We start from the raw sequence: 17,450 nt of genomic DNA on the forward strand, positions 1-17,450 counted from the left end.
TATTTCTCAACATCAGAGTATTTTCCGGACATTGATCATTAGCATCGTCGGATGCTCACTGCTCCGGTGGCGGCTCGGCAGACCGGGCGGCGCATGGCCTGGCTCGACGCCCTCCGCGGCCTCGCCGCCCTGTTCGTGGTCTTCGAGCACGCGCTCCAGCCCCTGCTGCCCGAGGCGCGGACACCGGTCAAGGCGGTCTTCGAGCCCGGATGGTACGGCGTGACCGTGTTCTTCCTGGTCAGCGGCTACATCGTGCCCGCGTCGCTGGAACGGCGGGGTGACGTGCGCGCCTTCTGGGTCTCCCGCTTCTTCCGGCTGTACCCGCCGCTCGTGGTGTGCGCGGTGGGCGTGCTGCTGCTGAGCGCGGCCGGCTGGGACGGTCTGCACATCTGGTGGGGCTCACGACCGGTCTCCCTGACAGCGGGCCATCTGATGATGCTGCAGAACCTGCTGGCCATGCCGAACCTGGTGAACGTGCTGTGGACGCTGTCGTACGAGATGGCGTTCTACCTGCTGCTGACCGCGATGTTCAGCCTCGGCCTGCACCGTCGGAGCATCGCGTACGCACTCGCCTTCACCACGGTGGCCGTGGCGGGCGCGGGCGTGCTGCCGGTCGCGCTGCTCTCGGCCGGCGGTTCGGGCCGGATGCTGACGGCGACGCTGGTGGTGGCGGCCCTGGTGACGGCGGGCCTGGCGGCGGTGCTCGCGGGCTCGGGCGCGGTACGGCGGGCGGGCGCGATCGTCATCGGGGTGACCGTGCTCGGGCTGCTGGCGGTCAACCAGAGCTACCCCGGCCCCTGGCAGGGGTTGCTGATCCTGGCCACCATGTTCGCCGGAACGGCGCTGTACCGGGCCGAGCAGGGCCAGATCCCCTGGGGGCGGGCGGGCTGGGTGGCGCTGGTGCCACTGGCCGGGATCTGGCTGGCGCGCGGCGACCTCGGCACCCAGACGGCCGAGGCCGCCGCCTGGCTCACCTTCGTCGCCGCGATGGCGCTGCGGCACCGCGGGATGCCCCGGGCCCTGTCCTGGTTGGGACTGGTCAGTTACTCGGTCTACCTGCTCCACCCGCTGCTGCTGGAGAGCGTCCAGTGGTTCTGGCCCGAGCCGTCGGCCGTACCGCTGGGGGCGCGGCTGCCGGCACTGGCGGGCGTGGTGGCGGCTCTACTCGGCCTCAGCGCGCTGACCTGGCGTTTCGTGGAGGCCCCGGCGCAACGGCTGGGTAGGCGCCTCATCTCGGCCGGCGGCTGACGCCCTGAGCCGGAAACGCCGGCCGTACTCCTACCGGGTCGGCGTGAAGGACGAGGAGACCAGCCATACGACGGCGGCCGCGACCACGACCGCGACGGTGAGATCCCTCGCCCGCCTGGAGAGCACGGCGTCCTGTCCGCGGACCACGCGCCACGCCAGGCGGACGACCCCGGTCCCGGAGCTCCGCGTCTCCGGGTACCGGACGGCCACCGCGACGAGGACCGCGGCGAGAAGCAGGTGCCATCGCACCGAGGCGGCGAAGGACGTCGGGAAGTCACCGCCGCACCGGTCGATGTACAACGCGATGTCGAGCAGCGGGAAGAGGAGGAGAGCCGCCGCGGCCCCGGCGGCGGCCGGCCGTACCCAGCGGGCAGGGGCGGCGGCCCACACGGCCGCCGCCGACGCGACGAGGACGACCGGCAGGCCGACCGCGTCGGCGTCGCAGGACCACCACGCGAGGCCCTCCCAAGGGGGAACCTCCACGGTGTCGACGTAGACCGCGGTGGCCGCCCAGAGCTCGTCGAAGGAGACCGGGGTGCGGTGGAACATCGCCGTCCAAGCCGCCGCGCCGACGGCGCCCGCCCACAGGACGATCCCGCGCCGGCTCGGGGGCAGGGGTGACCGGGCCGCCATGAGCAGCGCGCCCGCGGCGACCGGCAGCAGGAGAACACCCCAGAACGGGAACTCCCCCGGTGTTCTCCCCAGCGCGTAGGGCGCTTCCGCCTGGGCGATGAGGAGGCCGGAGTCGTCCACGGTGGCGGGGACCGTCGCGGAACAGAACCAGGGGAGACTCTCCCCGCCGATCCCGAGGGCCGTCAGGATCACCGGTCCGGACGCGGCCAGGACCGCACCGATGCGCAGCGCCGTCGCGGGAAGCCGCGTTCGCCCCACGGGTTCCCGCATCACGGCACCTTCCCGGAAATGATCAATCCGGGTCAGGGTAACGGCCGGGGGCCGGGCGCGAGCCTCTTTCGGGTGATGCCTACCGATCCGGCCGCCACCGGCCGCCGCGTTTCGCCTCGGTGCCTTGATCATGGGGAAGCGGATCGTCCCGTCGAACTCGCCGCGCGGCCTTGCCTCGGAGGGTGTCGGCCGCTCCGAACAGACGCCGCTCAAGCTGCGGCGACGATGGGGCGTTCGGCACGCTCTACGCGCCTGAGGACGGCCGGGAGTCGTCCGCTCCCGGCCGGTGCCACTCGGGCGCCAGGATGGAATGCACGACCGAGTCCCGCCACCGGCCGCGGACCTTCAGGTGCCCGCGGATGCGGCCCTCCTCCACCATCCCGAGCCGGCCCATCACCCGGGCCGATGCCTCGTTGAGCGGACTGCGCGCTCCCCAGACGCGGTACAGGCCGAGTTCGTCGAAGCCCAGGCGCAGCAGCAGCCGTACGACGTCGCCGCCGAGGCCCTGTCCCCACTGGTCGGCCCGCAGGGCGAACCCGATCTGGCCGCTGCTCTGCCCCGGATGCTGGGTGTCGACGGCCAGCCGGGCGAACGCGATGAGATCGCCGTCCGGCCGTACCGCCGCGAGAGAGTACTCGGTGCGCGGTACGGCCTGAGCGGCTCCCGTCACGGCGGTGATCGTCGCCTCCACCTGCTCGCGGCTGCGCGGCTCGAAGCTCATGTGCTCGGTGACCTCCGGGTCACCGTAGATGGCGGTGAGGGCGTCCACGTCATCCGGCGTGAACTCACGCAGGCCGACGCGAGCAGAGGTGATCGTGACGGGGTACATGGGGTGAGATTAACGGCCTCGGGGCAGCGCGATACCGGCTGATACCTGCCCGTAGACCTCGATCCGCTGCTGGAGTTCCCGCGCGGTGGCCGCGCCCCGGTGGCCGGGGTCGCGAAGCGCGGTGTGCACGCGCATCGCGCTCGCCACGATGCCGCCGATGCGCTGGTCGGCGGGCAGCTCCAGCACCGGGTCCAGCGCTTCGGCCGCTCCCTCCAGGTCGCCCATGGTGACCCTGGCGAGCGCCTGGTCGGCGCGGGCCCCCGCCTCGTCGCTGAAGGAACGCTCATGGTCCGGAGCCTCCTCGTAGGCGATGATCGCCTCTTCGGCGACGCGGTCGGCGTGCTCCTCCTGCCCCGGCAGCCATACCCGGGTGTCGGCGTCGTAGTAGAGCTGCCGCGGCCGGGGGAACGTCATGATGCCGCCGAGTTCGTCCAACTCGTCCGGCTCGACCTGTTCGCGCGCGTCGTTGGCGCGCTCGATCGCGGCGAGCGCCTGCTCGCCGTTGCCGAGTACGGCCCACACCCGGGCCTCCTGCGCCGGCAGCCACACCGAGCCGGTGCCACGGGTCCGGCCGGCGAACTCGCCGCCGAGCTGGGCGTAGCGGGCGGCCTCGTGCGGCCATCCGGCCCAGTAGGCGATCATCGACTGAAGGCCGCGCGTCCAGGTGCGCAGCCCGTCGTGGCCGGCGTTGTCGGCGCAGATGAACGACGCGCGGGCCTGCTTCATCGCCGAGTTCGGGTCGCCGAGGTCGTGTGAGGCTTTGGCGAGCATGCCGCTGAGGACGCCGGCCATGAGGTACATCTCCCGCGCTTCGGCGGGCCGCTGGCGGCCTTCCAGCAGGCGGAACGCCACGTCCTGAAGGTCGATCAGGTCGCCCATGAGGGTGATGAGAGATTGCTGCTGGTAGGCCCGGGTGAGGCGCGTGGCCTCTTCGCGGAGCTGGTCGAGGGTTTCCGGCCCGATGTTGCTTCCCTCCGCGGTGACGGCGAAACGGAGGGCTCTGTGTGCGGCCATTTCTACCTTTCTCTGCAAGCTGTCGGATTCCGGCTGGATCAATGACCGGGTCGGCGCTACGGCTGGAGGCGGTGCCTTCCCGGCCGGACCGGCGGGGAATGAGCCGAACCCGGCGTTGCAGCGCATCAGGATGTTCCGCTCCGACGGCTCCAGCCGATCCAGGGCGAAAGGGTCCAGCAATCTCAACGGCGTGGTGCCGTAGATGCCGGCCAGGGCGATGATCTGTGTCGCCTGCGGTGCCCGGGAGCCGCGCTCGGGGAACATCTCCAGCCTCGACAGCGTCGGCTGGTCGATGGGCAGGGCGGACGCATCCTGCCGATAGCGCACGATGACATCGGGTTGGCTCCAGCCGTGCGCCAGGCGGAACGCCGCCAGCCGTGACCCGCCGCAGCGAAGGCGGATCTCTTCGGCGATCTCCTCCAGGCCACGACCTTGCCGGGTCATGTCATCGCGCAGTTTGTTGATGTCCCTCTTGCTCCACCCGCTCATCACGGCTCCCTGGAATGAGGCTCTGCCCGCAGGTTGCCGGTGAAAGCCAACATCGGGCAACTGTACAAATCGGGCAGTGGTCTTTCCGATGGCATGGAACAAATGTGTTGGCCGAGTAACCGCAGGTCAGATGGCTTTCATGGCGCATAGAAAGTATGTCGCCGCACCCGGTGACCCGCGGGGGTGTGGAGGCGTTTACTGGCTTCAGCGATCGGTTCCCGAGAAATGCACCCTCCATCCTGTGTGACCGTTTATGGCCTTGTGTTTCCGGACTGCTTCCGCATGTTCCTACTGATACGCACGGCCGCTCCGAGGAGGTGACCATGACCTACGAGACAGCCCCGCCGAGCACAGCCGCCCATCACATGACCCTGTTGCGCCGCGCCCTGGCGGAGAAAGGCATCTCCACGGTGGGTTCCGACGTCATGACGACGGCCGGCGGCCACTGCACGCTGAGCCTCGCGCCGGGTCTGATCGTTCGGAGCGTTCCGCACGTGTTCCGCTGGTTCGGCGACGGCGGCATGGTCCGGCATCCCTCGTCCGACCCCGAGGGTGCCGCCGGCCTCCTGGTGGAGCTGTTCGACCGGAACCCGAGTCTGCGGCGTCAGCGGGAGTACCTGGAGGCGCTCGCCGAACCCGCCGGAGCCTCGCCCGTCTGACCCGCTGATCGGCGGAGCACCGATCGTGCGGACCGGTTGCAACGGCGAGGTCGTCTACCGGAGCCCCGAACCGGGCGCCCCCGTCGAGAACGCCCTCACCCCCGCCTCCGACCTGACCGGCACCGCCCGCCGGATCGCCGAACGCGTCCACCCCGCCGGGCATTCGCCCGGCGGGGTACGCCCGTCGGCGCCACCCGCCGTGTCCCGGTGAACAACCGCAGGTCAGATGCTATTGAGTGAGGCTTGCTCGTGCCGTACCGGCGGGGGAGGCGCGGCTTATGCCCATCGGTGAGGCAGGCGGGTGGGAAGGTGGAGATGAGGCGTCGGGAGGCGTAGGCTCCAGGGCCGGAAAACGGCGGCCGGCCTGAAGAAAAGGGGAACAGGTGACCGAATCATTCGTGCATCTGCATGTCCATACCGAGTACTCGATGCTCGATGGCGCAGCGAAGATCGGCCGTATGTTCGAGGAGGTGGCGCGACTGGAGATGCCCGCCATCGCCATGAGCGACCACGGCAACATGTTCGGCGCCTACGAGTTCCAGGGCGAGGCCAAGAAGGCGGGCATCAAGCCGATCATCGGCATCGAGGCCTATGTGGCGCCCGCGTCCCGCTCCTTCAAGAAGCCGGTGTTCTGGGGCAAGCGCGCCGAGACCGGCATCGCGGACGGCGAAGGCGGCAAAGACGTCTCCGGCGGCGGCCGGTACACGCACATGACCATGTGGGCCAAGGACGCCGCGGGCCTGCGCAACCTGTTCCGCCTGTCGTCCCTGGCCTCCTTCGAGGGCTACTACGGCAAGCCCCGCATGGACCGGGAGCTGGTCGCCGAGCACGCCGAGGGGATCATCGCCACCACCGGCTGCCCCTCGGGGGAGGTGCAGACCCGGCTGCGGCTCGGCCAGTACGACGAGGCCGTCGCGGCGGCGGCCGGCTACCAGGAGATCTTCGGCAGGGAGAACTACTTCCTGGAGCTGATGGACCACGGCCTGGACATCGAGCGTGACGTCCGCGAGGACCTGCTGCGCCTGGCCAGGCAGCTGAACATCCCGCTGCTGGCCACCAACGACTCCCACTACGTCACCGAGGACCAGGCCGACGCCCACGACAGCCTGCTGTGCGTCGGCGTGGGCCGCAACAAGGACGACCCGAACCGGTTCCGGTTCAACGGGTCGGGCTACTACGTCAAGAGCCCCGCCGAGATGCGGGGCCTGTTCAGGGAGCTGCCCGAGGCGTGTGACAACACGCTGCTGGTCGCCGAGATGATCGGCGACTACGACGAGGTGTTCGCCTACGTCGACCGGATGCCGCAGTATCCCGACGTCCCCGAGGGGGAGACGCAGGAGTCGTGGCTGCGCAAGGAGGTCGAGCAGGGCCTGGTGATGCGCTACGGAGACCCGGTCCCCGCCGAGGTGTGGGAGCGGTACGAGACCGAGATGAAGGTCATCGGCCCCATGGGGTTCTCCTCCTACTTCCTCGTCGTCGCCGACATCTGCAAGTACGCCCGTGACAACGGCATCCCCGTCGGTCCCGGCCGAGGATCGGCGACCGGTTCGATCGTCGCCTACGCGACCCGCATCACCGAGCTGGACCCGCTGGAGCACGGCCTGTTGTTCGAGCGGTTCCTCAACCCCGAGCGCATCAGCCCGCCCGACATCGACCTCGACTTCGACGACCGCCAGCGCGACCGCATGGTCTCCTACGTCACCCAGAAGTACGGCAACGAGTACACCGCGCAGGTCAACACCTTCGGCACGATCAAGGCCAAGGCCGCCGTCAAGGACGCCTCCCGCATCCTCGGCTACCCCTTCGCGATGGGCGACAAGATCACCAAGGCGATGCCGCCGGACGTCATGGGCAAGGGCGTCCCCCTGGCGAAGATGTTCGACCCCGAGCACCCCCGCTACGTCGAGGGCGGCGAGATCCGCTCCCTGTACGAGTCGGACGTCGACGTGCGCAAGGTCATCGACACCGGCCGCGGCATCGAGGGCCTGATCCGCGGCACCGGCGTGCACGCCGCCGCGGTCATCCTGTCGTCCGCGCCGCTGCTGAACCTGATCCCCATGCACATGCGGGACAAGGACGGCGTGGTCATCACCGGCTTCGACTATCCGTCCTGTGAGTCCATGGGCCTGATCAAGATGGACTTCCTGGGCCTGCGCAACCTCGGCATCATCGACCACGCCATCAAGATCATCGAACAGAACCGCGGCGTGACGATCCGTACCGAGGAGATCCCCCTCGACGACGAGACCACCTACAAGCTGCTGGCCCGCGGCGACACCCTGGGCGTGTTCCAGCTCGACGGCGGCCCCATGCGGCAGCTGCTACGGCTGATGGAGCCCACCCGGTTCGAGGACATCGCCGCCGTCCTCGCGCTGTACCGGCCCGGCCCGATGGCCGCCAACGCCCACACCAACTACGCCCACCGCAAGAACGGCCGCCAGGAGATCACCCCGATCCACCCGGAGCTGAAGGACGCCCTGGAGCCGATCCTCGGCTCCACCTTCCACCTGCTCGTCTACCAGGAGCAGATCATGGCGGTCGCCCGGGAACTGGCCGGCTACACCCTCGGCGGCGCCGACCTGCTGCGCCGCGCCATGGGCAAGAAGAAGCCCGAGATCCTCGCCAAGGAGTTCGTCAACTTCCAGGCGGGCATGCGCGGCAACGGCTACAGCGACGGGGCGATCCAGGCGCTGTGGGACGTCATGCTGCCGTTCTCCGGTTACGCCTTCAACAAGTCCCACACCGCCGGCTACGGCCTCGTCGCGTACTGGACGGCCTACCTCAAGGCCAACTACCCCGCCGACTACATGGCGGCCCTGCTCACCAGCGTCGGCGACGACAAGGACAAGGCCGCCATCTACCTCGCCGAATGCCGCAAGATGGGCATCCAGGTCCTGCCGCCCGACGTCAACGACTCCGACCTGACGTTCGCCGCGGTCGGTGACGACAAGGTCCGCTTCGGTCTCGGCGCGGTCCGCAACGTCGGTGAGAACGTCGTCGAAGGCATCATCAGGGCCCGCCAGGAAAAAGACGACTACACCGACTTCAACGACTTCCTCAGCAAGGTGCCGTTGCAGGTCTGCAACAAGCGCGTCATCGAATCCCTGATCAAGGCCGGAGCGTTCGACTCCCTCGACCACCCCCGCAAGGGCCTGCTGCTGACCCACGAACAGGCCGTCGACTCCGTCATCGACATCAAGAAGAACGAGGCCCACGGCCAGGACTCCCTGTTCGGCGGTACCGACGACACCGAGGAGAACGCCTTCACCGTCACCGTCCCCGACACCGAGTGGGACAAGAAGACGCGTCTGGACTTCGAGCGGGAGATGCTCGGCCTGTACGTCTCCGACCACCCCCTCGCCGGCACCGAACGCCTCCTGGTGCGCAACCGCGACACCACGATCGCCGACCTGCTCGACAGCGGCCGTGAACGCGGCGACGTCCGGGTCTGCGGTCTCATCACGAAGGTCGACAAGCGCGTCAACAAGGCCGGGAACCTCTGGGCGATCGTCGTGGTCGAGGACATGGACTCCGCCGTCGAGTGCCTGTTCTTCCCCAAGAACTACGAGTTGTACGGGCCGATGCTGCGGGAGGACTCCGTGGTGTCGGTGGGGGGTCAGATCAACAACCGCGACGGCGCGATCTCGATCTTCGCCCAGGACCTCACCCTCATCGACGTCTCCAGCGTCACCAGCGACTCCGGCCCGCCCGTCACGATCTTCCTGCGGGAGGAGCGGGTCACCGCCGAACTGGTGGAGGAACTGCGTAACATCCTCAAGATGCATCAGGGCAAGGTGCCGGTCCAGGTGCGTCTGCGTCGTCACACCGGCCGGACGGTGGTCATGGCGCTGCCGGACTACCAGGTCGACGCCGCCCCGTCCTTCGCCGGGGACGTCAAGGCGCTGATCGGATCGGACGCGATCGCCCTGTGAGCCGCCCCGTCGAGGTCGTCTCGGCCGCGGAGCCTCCGGTGTGCCCTCACCGCGACGGTGAGGGCCTGTTGTCGGCACTGGTCGCCCACGGCTGAACCGGCGCCTTCACGACGCCACCGGCGACATCGCCTGCCTCCCCCCGGTGCCGGCCCTGGCCGCCTGACATCCGGGGAGCGGCCGGCACATCGTTCCGACCCGCACCGAACGGCGGCCGTCGCGTGAGCGGCCCTCAGGGCCGCTCACGCCTTCGACTGGGAGCCGCTCGAGTTCGACGAGGAGACCGGCTGGGCGCGCCTGCCGGACCACCACCCGATGTCCGGCCGCTCCGGGCCCACGATGGACGGCTTCGAGGCGCTGCCCGCGATCAGTGACGAGGATTACGAGGACGACGTGCGGTGACCCACCCCTGGTCGCCTCCGGGGTCAGCCGTCGCGCCGCCAGAGCTTCCCCGTCGACAGATCGAGGTGGTAGACGCGCTCGCTCACGGCGCCGCGCACCAGGAAGGATCCCTGCTCCGACCAGCCGAGGCCGATGTCGATGGAGTCGTCCCCGCGGAATCGGGGAACGACGCCGCGCAGGAGCCGCCCGGTCGTCACGTCGAAGGTCTCGACGCGTCCCTCGTGGCCCCGGATGACCACGAGGCGGCGTCCGTCCGGGCGAAGGTGGTACGCGTCCTCGGGGGAGTCCTTGATCTCATTCCTGAGGGGAAGGCTCATCCGGGTCCTCCCTCGCAGGTCGGCCACGAGCACCTGGGACGCCGTGGTGAACACGGTCCCGCTCCCATTGAGATCGTGGACCCGCCGGGCGCCGGGGACCGGCACCGGGGCCCAGGTCCTGGTGTCGATGACCTGCGCGCCGTCCCCGTTCAGGACGACGTACCTGTTCTGGCCGAGGAACGCGGGCGTGGGCACCGCGGTGTCGGCCAGAGCGCCGGTGAGGCGGTGGACGCCCCGGGCGTCCTGGTACGCCATGCGGCGATCGTCCCTGCCCAGATAGACGACGGCCTTCTTGTCGGGGCTGCGCACGAACGGCGCGAGCCGGGGCGCTCCGCCCGGCCTGATGACGTACGGCGCCGCCTGCGGGAACGGTGTCCCGTTCACCCGCCACGACCGGCAGGGAGCGTCCAGATGGCCGGACCACGAACAGGTGGGCTCCTTGTAGCCGCGCACCGTCGTGAACGTGGCCGTCCACTTCGAAAGCGGCTTGGCTGACGAGTATTCCGGCAGCGGTGGCCGCCCCGGGGCGAGGATCACACTCGACAGCATGACCGCGGTTCCCGCGAGGTAGAGGCCCCGGGTCGACCAGTGGCCGACGGCCTGCCCGGCCCGGGCCGCGTCGTCCGGCTCCCCGGACGCCGGCCCGGCGCTCGTCCTCCAGGCGACGAGCGGTACGGCCGCCATCATGATGACCACGGTGACGGCATGAGCCAGAAGCACCGGTGTGACGTCCCGGCTCGTCAGCAGGTGGACGCCGGCCACCGCGGCGGCGGCCGAACCGAGCAGCCACGCTCTCCGGTAGACGCCGACATCACCGGGGGCGCGCGATATCGGGGCCGGTGACCGTACGCCGTGGAAAACGGAAACGGCGCACCAGCCCACGACCAGATAGAACGGGTCCTCGGTGAGCAGGGCCGGTGGAACGGCGACGACAAGGGTGATCAGCCGCCACCGGCGCAGGGCGGTGAAGTGGTCGATGACCTGCCGGGCGTTGGCCGGTGTGACGGAAAGGCCGGTCAGCGTGACGAACCTGTCGAGCCTTTCCCGGGTGACCGGCACGGCCGCCGCCAGCAGGGCCGCCACGGCGATTACCGAAATGGCTATCGAGGGTACTGTCACAAAGGGCAACCATATATGGTGCTATATCGTGACTGCGGAGAATGCATGGGAGCAATTCGATATCGCCACGTGGCGCACGTGGCGCTCCCGATTGCCGAGTCTGCTGTCCGTTTTCGCATTGCTTGTGGTCATCGCAGTTCTCCTGTGGAGTTCAGGGGTCATAACGCCGCAGATCAGGTGGCGGGTCGATGCTTTCTTCGTCCATGCCGAGGTGGATGAGAACGGCGTGCTGTCCGGCAGCTTGCTCATCGAAATCGAGAACGAAGCCTCGGTCCCCTTCACCATCACCGGCGTTTCGGCGGAGATGCCCGGCCTCCGCCTGCTGCCCGCCGACGAGGCGAAGGGGGAGCACACCGAACTGACCGTGGGGGGCGGGCGCATAGAGGTCCTGGAGAGGCGCGTCGTCATCACCGACTGCGCGGCGGTGCCGTATGAGCCCCAACCGGTCCGTTTCACCTACCGGACCTGGATGGGTTCGAGGTCGGCGGAGGTCACGTGGGACTCGTGGCGGCTGTCGGAGCCCGAGGAGGCGGAGGAGCCCGAGGAGTCCGGGGAGTTCGAGGGGACCGTCCTCATCGGCGACCAGCAGCAGAGCGGTCCCGTCGCCTGGCAGCGGGGCTTCGCCGGCATGGTCTGCAACGACGCGATGGACCCGGACAAGTTCCGATGACCGGCTCGTTCAGGCACGGCGACAGGTAGAGAGAGGTACGGCGCATGCGGCCCGTCACGACGATCGCCACCGGTTTCGTCTTCGCCTTCGGCGCCCTCAAGCTGAACGGCTTCGACCTACTGCTCGACCCCGTCGGATGGGGACTGTGCGCCTCCGGGCTGTTCCGGCTGCGGCGATCCGGCGACGACCCGTTCGCCGCGGCCTGGGTCTCCGCCGTCACCATGATCTGCGTCTCGTTCGTGATCCTGGCCGTGTCCAGCGGAGTACTGGGTTACGACCGGACGGTCTCCTACTTCGCGCAAGTGATCGGCGTCGCCGGGACGGTCGGTGCGCTGCTCACCGTCTGGCTGGCCGTCGAGGCCGTCATCAGGCGGATCCGTCCCGGCGGGGAGACCGCCACGGCGGATCTTCTCGACGTGCTGCGCTGGGCCGTGGCCGGGCTGGGAGCGCTCGCCGGGCTGGCGCAGTACGGCTACGTCGGCCTGGAAACCGCCGTGGGCGTCGTCTGGTTCGCGGCCGTCATCTCCCTGATCATCGTGCTCTACCGCTCGGCCCGCCTGCGGTGCCTCTCCCCGACGTGGGAAGCCGTGGCGGACCAGGTGCGTCCGGCTCGGCATCCCTGAGAAAACCGGTTCCCCGGGACCGATCGGTTGGTCGCTTCACCGGCCCGGTAGGAGCCGGCACCGGCTCCGGCGCCCTCGGGGCCCTGGGATCCCCGTCCCTCCGCGCCGGTTCTCAGGAGGGGCGGACCAGCCTCCGGGCCTCGTCGCCGGTGGGGCGCCGGGCGCCGAGCACGGCGGCGCGGAGGACGTCCCGGGACACGGCGTCGGAGGAGAGGACGCTGACCAGGACGCCGCCGTCCTGCCGGACGTATCCCCGCAGCCCGCACGGGCATCCCCACTTCGGTTCCGGGATCCGGCCGGTGAGGTACCAGAGCCCGGGGCGTTCCAGGACGCACCGGGGGCGTTCGTCGCGTCCGAGAGGGGCACTGAGGGACGTCTTCGGGCATGTCGCCGTCGCGGGCTCGCCGCGTTCGGCGGTGAGCGAGACGGTGTGGTCCTGCCAGACCCTGACCACCTTCTGGTCCACCGGTTCGAAGAACGCGCTCACTCCCGAGGAGTCGCGGGCGGCCCGATAGCCGGGGATGTCCACGACGTAGAGCAGGTCCCGCACCGGATCGAGGCGGGCGGCGATGGCCTTCTCCTCCCCGTCGGCGCGCTGCCGGTCGGCGAGGTGCGTTCCGGTGGCCACCAGCGCCACGATCACCACGACGGCGCCGAGGGAGACCGCGCGCCGGGAGAACAGCCCCGCGGCCAGGGCGAACGGCAGGCCGCAGGCCAGGGTCATCAGCGGTTGCCGGCCGAAGGGCAGGTCCAGGTCGGAGGTGGCCCAGGCGCCGCCGGCCCAGCCCGCCGCCCCCACGAGGAGCACGAGCGCCGACCAGGAGAGCCGGCCCCCCGCCTGGCGCGACGTCAACGCGGATCCCCGGGGGGTGAGCCGGGCGACGAGGTACAGCGTGCCGACCATGAGGGCGGCGGGGAGAGCGAGCAGGAGGGGATGGCCGCCGAAGAGGACCATCGCGCCGGCCTCCAGCAGTAACGGACCCAGCAGGGAGCCGACCAGCCAGACCCCGGCGATCTGACCGAGCGGCGCCGTCCAGCCGGCATCCGCCTTGCCGCCCATCCGCACGTCCTCTCCACGTCCTCCCCGCGCCCGAACCGATCCGCGCATCAGCGTAGGCGGCCGCGGCCGAGGCGGTCGAACGTGTCAGCCGGCGAATCCCCGGAGCTTGGCACCGGTTTCCATCGCCTAAAGTCGGGCGAATGCCCCCGAATTCCTCCCGGCTGGCCTGGTTGGACGCCCTGCGCGGACCCGCCGCGCTCGCCGTCGCGCTGCACCACTCGGGCTGGACGTTCCTGCCGGACCTCTGGGCCGAGGTGGATCGCAGGATCGACGTCGGCACGTGGGGCGTCTTCGTGTTCTTCATGGTCAGCGGCTACATCATCCCCGCCTCCCTGGAACGGCGCGGTGACCTGCGGGCCTTCTGGATCGGCCGCGCCTTCCGCCTTCTTCCCCTGCTGGCCGTCGCGGTCGTCCTGGCGCTGCTCCTCGCCGCCGCCGGGGTATTCGACCTCCACCCGGGGCTGGGCGCGCGCCCGCTGCCTCTGGTCGTCCTCGGGAACGCGACGATGCTGCAGGAGCTGCTCGGCGTGCCCGCCGTCATCGGCGTGATGTGGACGCTCTCCTACGAGATGGCGTTCTACCTGCTGACGGCCGGGCTGTTCACCGTACGGCAGGCGCACCGTTCGGCCTTGATCGCGGTCGTCCTGGCGCTGGCGGCGGTGCCGCTGGGGCTCCTGCTGCCGCGCCCGGCCATCAAGGGAGGCGCCGACCTGGTGGCCGCGCTGCTCGGGGTGGCGGCCGTCGCGGTGATCGCGGTGTCGGCGCGCGGGCGGGGCGGGAAGCGCGCCGCCGCCGCGGTGTCGGGCGGGGTCCTCGGCCTGGCGCTGGTGGTCTTCGGCAGCCGGATCGGTGCGTGGCAGGGTCTCATCGTCCTGGCCATGATGTTCGCCGGCACGGCCGTGTACCGCGCGGAGCGGGGGGCGATCCGGTGGCGCACCGCCGTCGTCACCGTGCTGGTGGTCCTGGCCTGCGGGCTCCTCGCCAAGGACGACCCCGGCTGGGCCCCGGCGCTCCTGCTGGCCGCGGCCTTCTTCGCGGCCGGTTTCGCGCTGCGGCGCAGGTCGTTCCCGCGCTGGCTGACCCATCTCGGGGTGATCAGCTTCTCCCTCTACCTGCTGCACCCGCTCCTGCTGCGGGTGGTCCCGAACCTTCCGCTGTTCTTCCTCGTCCTGGTGCCGCTCGCCTACCTGACCCACCGGCTGGTCGAGGCCCCCGCCCAGCGCCTCGGCAGGCGGCTTGCCCGGCGTGCGACGGAGGAACGGCCGGTGGCGGCGCGGGAGTCCGCGGCGGGTGAGCCCTCCGGGTGAGGGGAGAGCCCGGGTCCGGGCGGCACGTCCGGGAGGAACACGGCTGCTTTTCCGCTGGCTGTGGTTCTTCGCCGGGAATTACGGCAAATCTGCACTATTTCATCACGTATATCCTGTGCAACATTCATCCGCTTTTGGAATGATGGCCTCTTTGGTGCTCTCCCACCCCTCCAGAAAGGGACAAAGCCTCATGAGGCGATGGATTGTCCTCACCGTCGCGGCGCTGATCGCGTCCGTGCCGGTCACCGCTGTGCCCGCCGCCGCGCAGGCGGGTTCTCCGGACCCGGTGCAGGCGGTCAAGCGGCAGTTCCGCGACGAGCACGGCGTCCAGCTCGCCGAGGTCACGCGGTTGCTCGTCAACAAGGAATCCGCGGTGCGGATCCGGAACAACGCCAGGCTGCAGTTCAGCCGTTCCGGACCGGTCGCCTTCGACGCCACCTGGCAGATGGTCGCCGAACCCGAGCTCGAAAAGCTCCTCAAGGACGGCGACGACGACGGCGGCGTGGTGTCCTTCGACTTCTTCGCCCCGTCCTCCGTGACCGTCGTGGGCGGGAAGATGTACGTCTCCAGCGACATCTACCGGAAGATGGTCCCCCAGGACAAGGAGTTCGTCCGCACGACGGCCCCCGCCGACCTCAAGGCCGTCAGCAGCCAGACCATCAACGTCTTCGAGCCGACGGTCCTGAAGACCGTGCTGAAGGACGCGAAGCGGACGTCCGCACCCGGTGGTTTCCTCTACCAGGGCACCACGAGCCACGCCGAGCTGTCCAAGGCGTCGCCCAAGACCTACGCCGGCGCCTTCGGCCGCGAGAGCGCCCGCCAGGCCGCGAAGAAGACGATCTCCTGGCGGATCTGGACGAACGGTGACGGCCTGGTCCAGCGCATGCTGAGCACCGAGACCGCACGGCTGAACAAGAAGCTCTCGATGACCTTCAGGACCGACACCCGCTACGCCGACTGGGGCATGCCGATCACCGTCGTCGCCCCGCCCGCCGACAAGGTCGTCGACGAGAAGGATCTGAAGGTCGAGGACCTCTTCGACTTCTCCGACCCCAAGCAGATCATCAACACGGTCAAGCCCTGACGACCGGTCCCGGTCCCGGTCCCGGTCCCGGTCCCGGCGCCCGCGCGCCGGGACCGTGTGCCCGGCGGCCGGGGTTCAGCGGGCGTGCAGGGCCGCGCGCCAGGCGTCCGGGACCGGCCCGCCGTACGTGATGGTCCGGGCGCCGAGGAACGCGGCGAGGGCGGCGACGGCCTCGGCCACCGGCTCGGCGGCCGAGGCGGGGGCGTCGGGCTCGGCGTAGACGCCCTCCACCGTCAGTACGGCGGCGCGCCGGTCGAAGCGCGGCGCGATCCGGCCGACCAGGCGTTCCCCGTGCAGGACGGGCAGGACGTAGTAGCCGTAGCGGCGCTTGGCCCGGGGGACGTACATCTCGGTGCGGAAGACGAAGTCCCACAGGCGCTCGGTCCTGGCGCGGTCGCAGATGAGGTTGTCGAAGGGCGACAGCAGGACCGTCCTGGAGAACCCGTCGTCCGGGGTCTCCAGGAGCGGGAGGGTGTCGTCGTGGACGTACCAGGTCTCGGCGTCGCCGGAGCCGAGGCGGACGCGGTGGACGCGACCCGCGCGTTCCAGAGCGGCCAGGGCGACGGGCAGGTCGGGGTAGCGGCTCCGGATGAAGTGCTGCTCGATGTCCGCCGGGCGCGCCACGCCCAGCGCCCGCAGCGCGTGCTCGGCCGCCCGCGCCACCGCCTCGGAGGAGGACAGCGGTTCGCGGTCCGTCCAGTCGGGCAGGCAGCGGTCGGCCAGACCCCAGAGCCGGCGGCGGCCGTCGCGCCCGGCGACCATCACCGTGCCCTGCCTCCACAGGAAGTCGAGCATGCGTTCCACGTTGCGGCCCGCGGTCCAGCCGCTCGACTGCCACGGCACCTCGGCGAGGTCGTCGAACCCGCCGGTCGGCAGCGGGCCCGCCTCGTCCAGCCGCTCCAGGACGTGCAGGCGCAGGCGCTCGTTGGCGGTCATCCAGTCGCGGACCACCCGGGCGTGGGGGGAGTCGCCCGCCGGGAAGCCCCGCATCATGACCTGGTGGATCGGGTAGTCCTCGGTCAGCACGATCGAGGCGGCGTGCGCCCAGAACTCGAACAGGCTGCGTTCCTTCCACAGCCGCGTGTCCAGCTCGGCCCGGTCGTAGGAGCCCAGGCGGCTCCACAGCACCAGCAGGTGGCTCCGGGCGACCACGTCGATGGGGTCGAGCTGGAGGCACCGCAGCCGCCGCAGGACCTGCTCCATGCTCACGGGCCCGGGGCTCGCGAGGCACTGCGCGCCCACGGCGAGTCGCCTCGCCTGGTCGACGGTGAGCGTGAGAGTTGACGGCATGCGCGGCGGCCCTTCTCGCGGGGGATTTCCGTCCGGCAATCTACACATAAGTCCGCGCGGTATTCGATGATTTGTGCGAACTTCCGAGACCGTCGGAAGACGTCGGGGCATGGAGACGGGAGCGGGGGCGGGAGGCGGAACCCGGTACGCGGGGAGGCGCCGGGGACGGCTGGAAACGGCTGGGAACGGCCCGCGGGAAGAACCACGGAAGAGCGGTCATCGGGGATGGGTGTGCCGATCCCGGACACGATCGCCCCGGGGCTGGTTAGGATCGGCGCGTACGCGCATGTTCTGGGGGGACGGTGACCGAGCACACGCATCCGGAGGGCCGTCCGCGCGACTCCCTCGCCGCGGCCGCGAAGGCGCTGCTCCGGCTGGGCCGGGTGCGCGATCTGCCGGTCGTCCTGATGCTGGCGTGGGTGGGCTGGCTGGCCATCCCGTGGCCGTCCGGCGGTCTCGCCCAGGCGCGCGACGGGGGTGGGCGGCAGTTCAGTACGGACATCGCGG

At 70.2% G+C, this 17,450-nt stretch carries 14 protein-coding genes; 8 read left to right on the plus strand and 6 right to left on the minus strand.

Translation table 11 applies throughout. The features are described 5' to 3' along the window. Positions 1-51 precede the first annotated feature (51 nt). Complete coding sequence (locus tag ACQP10_RS01415) at positions 52-1,248, plus strand: acyltransferase family protein (protein WP_346018092.1); 1,197 nt, start codon at positions 52-54, stop codon at positions 1,246-1,248. A 30-nt stretch (positions 1,249-1,278) separates the two neighbouring features. On the opposite strand, the gene ACQP10_RS01420 is transcribed toward ACQP10_RS01415, so the two are convergent. From ACQP10_RS01420 to ACQP10_RS01430, 3 genes are all read right to left on the minus strand, one after another. Then, entirely contained in the window at positions 1,279-2,151 is an 873-nt protein-coding gene (locus ACQP10_RS01420; protein ID WP_433540729.1) for a hypothetical protein, read from the minus strand. 244 nt (positions 2,152-2,395) lie between these two features. Next, entirely contained in the window at positions 2,396-2,980 is a 585-nt protein-coding gene (locus ACQP10_RS01425; RefSeq protein ID WP_346018090.1) for a GNAT family N-acetyltransferase, read from the minus strand. 9 nt (positions 2,981-2,989) lie between these two features. Beyond that, complete coding sequence (locus ACQP10_RS01430; RefSeq protein ID WP_389992214.1) at positions 2,990-4,483, minus strand: helix-turn-helix domain-containing protein; 1,494 nt, start codon at positions 4,481-4,483, stop codon at positions 2,990-2,992. A gap of 323 nt (positions 4,484-4,806) precedes the next feature. Here ACQP10_RS01430 and ACQP10_RS01435 point away from each other — a divergent pair, with 323 nt between their 5' ends. The 3 genes from ACQP10_RS01435 to dnaE all read left to right on the plus strand — a co-directional run bounded on the left by ACQP10_RS01435 (position 4,807) and on the right by dnaE (position 9,074). Beyond that, positions 4,807-5,142, plus strand: coding sequence for a hypothetical protein (locus ACQP10_RS01435; RefSeq protein WP_433540730.1), 336 nt, complete (start codon positions 4,807-4,809; stop codon positions 5,140-5,142). Positions 5,143-5,167: 25 nt separating this feature from the next. Then, positions 5,168-5,353 carry a hypothetical protein gene (locus ACQP10_RS01440; protein ID WP_433540731.1) on the plus strand — a complete coding sequence of 62 codons (186 nt, stop codon included), beginning with the start codon at positions 5,168-5,170 and terminating at the stop codon, positions 5,351-5,353. A 172-nt stretch (positions 5,354-5,525) separates the two neighbouring features. Next, the gene (gene dnaE, locus ACQP10_RS01445; RefSeq protein WP_346018087.1) at positions 5,526-9,074 is read left to right on the plus strand and encodes a DNA polymerase III subunit alpha; all 3,549 of its coding nucleotides are present in this window, start codon (positions 5,526-5,528) and stop codon (positions 9,072-9,074) included. Between the two features lie 422 nt (positions 9,075-9,496). On the opposite strand, the gene ACQP10_RS01450 is transcribed toward dnaE, so the two are convergent. Continuing rightward, on the minus strand, positions 9,497-10,873 hold the full coding sequence (locus ACQP10_RS01450; protein ID WP_433540732.1) for a hypothetical protein: 1,377 nt from the start codon (positions 10,871-10,873) through the stop codon (positions 9,497-9,499). Between ACQP10_RS01450 and ACQP10_RS01455 the strand changes: the two genes are divergently transcribed. Further along, entirely contained in the window at positions 10,839-11,579 is a 741-nt protein-coding gene (locus tag ACQP10_RS01455) for a hypothetical protein (protein ID WP_433540733.1), read from the plus strand. The genes ACQP10_RS01450 and ACQP10_RS01455 overlap by 35 nt on opposite strands. Positions 11,580-11,623: 44 nt before the next feature. After that, positions 11,624-12,202: a hypothetical protein gene (locus ACQP10_RS01460; protein WP_346018084.1), complete on the plus strand. Its 579-nt coding sequence runs from the start codon at positions 11,624-11,626 to the stop codon at positions 12,200-12,202. 112 nt (positions 12,203-12,314) lie between these two features. Here ACQP10_RS01460 and ACQP10_RS01465 read toward each other — a convergent pair whose 3' ends face one another. Next, entirely contained in the window at positions 12,315-13,262 is a 948-nt protein-coding gene (locus ACQP10_RS01465; protein WP_389992199.1) for a hypothetical protein, read from the minus strand. A gap of 140 nt (positions 13,263-13,402) precedes the next feature. On the opposite strand from ACQP10_RS01465, the gene ACQP10_RS01470 reads away from it, so the two are divergent. Further along, positions 13,403-14,569 carry an acyltransferase family protein gene (locus ACQP10_RS01470; protein ID WP_433540734.1) on the plus strand — a complete coding sequence of 389 codons (1,167 nt, stop codon included), beginning with the start codon at positions 13,403-13,405 and terminating at the stop codon, positions 14,567-14,569. A gap of 190 nt (positions 14,570-14,759) precedes the next feature. Further along, complete coding sequence (locus ACQP10_RS01475; protein ID WP_433540735.1) at positions 14,760-15,653, plus strand: hypothetical protein; 894 nt, start codon at positions 14,760-14,762, stop codon at positions 15,651-15,653. Positions 15,654-15,728: 75 nt separating this feature from the next. Here the strand turns inward: ACQP10_RS01475 and ACQP10_RS01480 are convergent, their stop codons facing one another. Next, complete coding sequence (locus tag ACQP10_RS01480; RefSeq protein ID WP_433540736.1) at positions 15,729-16,943, minus strand: winged helix-turn-helix domain-containing protein; 1,215 nt, start codon at positions 16,941-16,943, stop codon at positions 15,729-15,731. Between the last annotated feature and the right edge of the window lie 507 nt (positions 16,944-17,450).

The sequence above is a fragment of the Streptosporangium sandarakinum genome (genome assembly GCF_050942225.1).
Taxonomy (GTDB): Bacteria; Actinomycetota; Actinomycetes; order Streptosporangiales; family Streptosporangiaceae; genus Streptosporangium; species Streptosporangium nondiastaticum.

Bases quoted from the DNA above. Each gene is read 5' to 3' on its own strand.
- ACQP10_RS01475 (WP_433540735.1), top strand. From the start codon at position 14,760: ATGAGGCGATGGATTGTCCTCACCGTCGCGGCGCTGATCGCGTCCGTG.
- ACQP10_RS01435 (WP_433540730.1), top strand. From the start codon at position 4,807: ATGACCTACGAGACAGCCCCGCCGAGCACAGCCGCCCATCACATGACC.
- ACQP10_RS01425 (WP_346018090.1), bottom strand. From the start codon at position 2,980: ATGTACCCCGTCACGATCACCTCTGCTCGCGTCGGCCTGCGTGAGTTC.
- ACQP10_RS01465 (WP_389992199.1), bottom strand. From the start codon at position 13,262: ATGGGCGGCAAGGCGGATGCCGGCTGGACGGCGCCGCTCGGTCAGATC.
- ACQP10_RS01480 (WP_433540736.1), bottom strand. From the start codon at position 16,943: ATGCCGTCAACTCTCACGCTCACCGTCGACCAGGCGAGGCGACTCGCC.
- ACQP10_RS01460 (WP_346018084.1), top strand. From the start codon at position 11,624: ATGCGGCCCGTCACGACGATCGCCACCGGTTTCGTCTTCGCCTTCGGC.
- ACQP10_RS01420 (WP_433540729.1), bottom strand. From the start codon at position 2,151: ATGCGGGAACCCGTGGGGCGAACGCGGCTTCCCGCGACGGCGCTGCGC.
- ACQP10_RS01470 (WP_433540734.1), top strand. From the start codon at position 13,403: ATGCCCCCGAATTCCTCCCGGCTGGCCTGGTTGGACGCCCTGCGCGGA.
- ACQP10_RS01415 (WP_346018092.1), top strand. From the start codon at position 52: ATGCTCACTGCTCCGGTGGCGGCTCGGCAGACCGGGCGGCGCATGGCC.
- ACQP10_RS01430 (WP_389992214.1), bottom strand. From the start codon at position 4,483: ATGAGCGGGTGGAGCAAGAGGGACATCAACAAACTGCGCGATGACATG.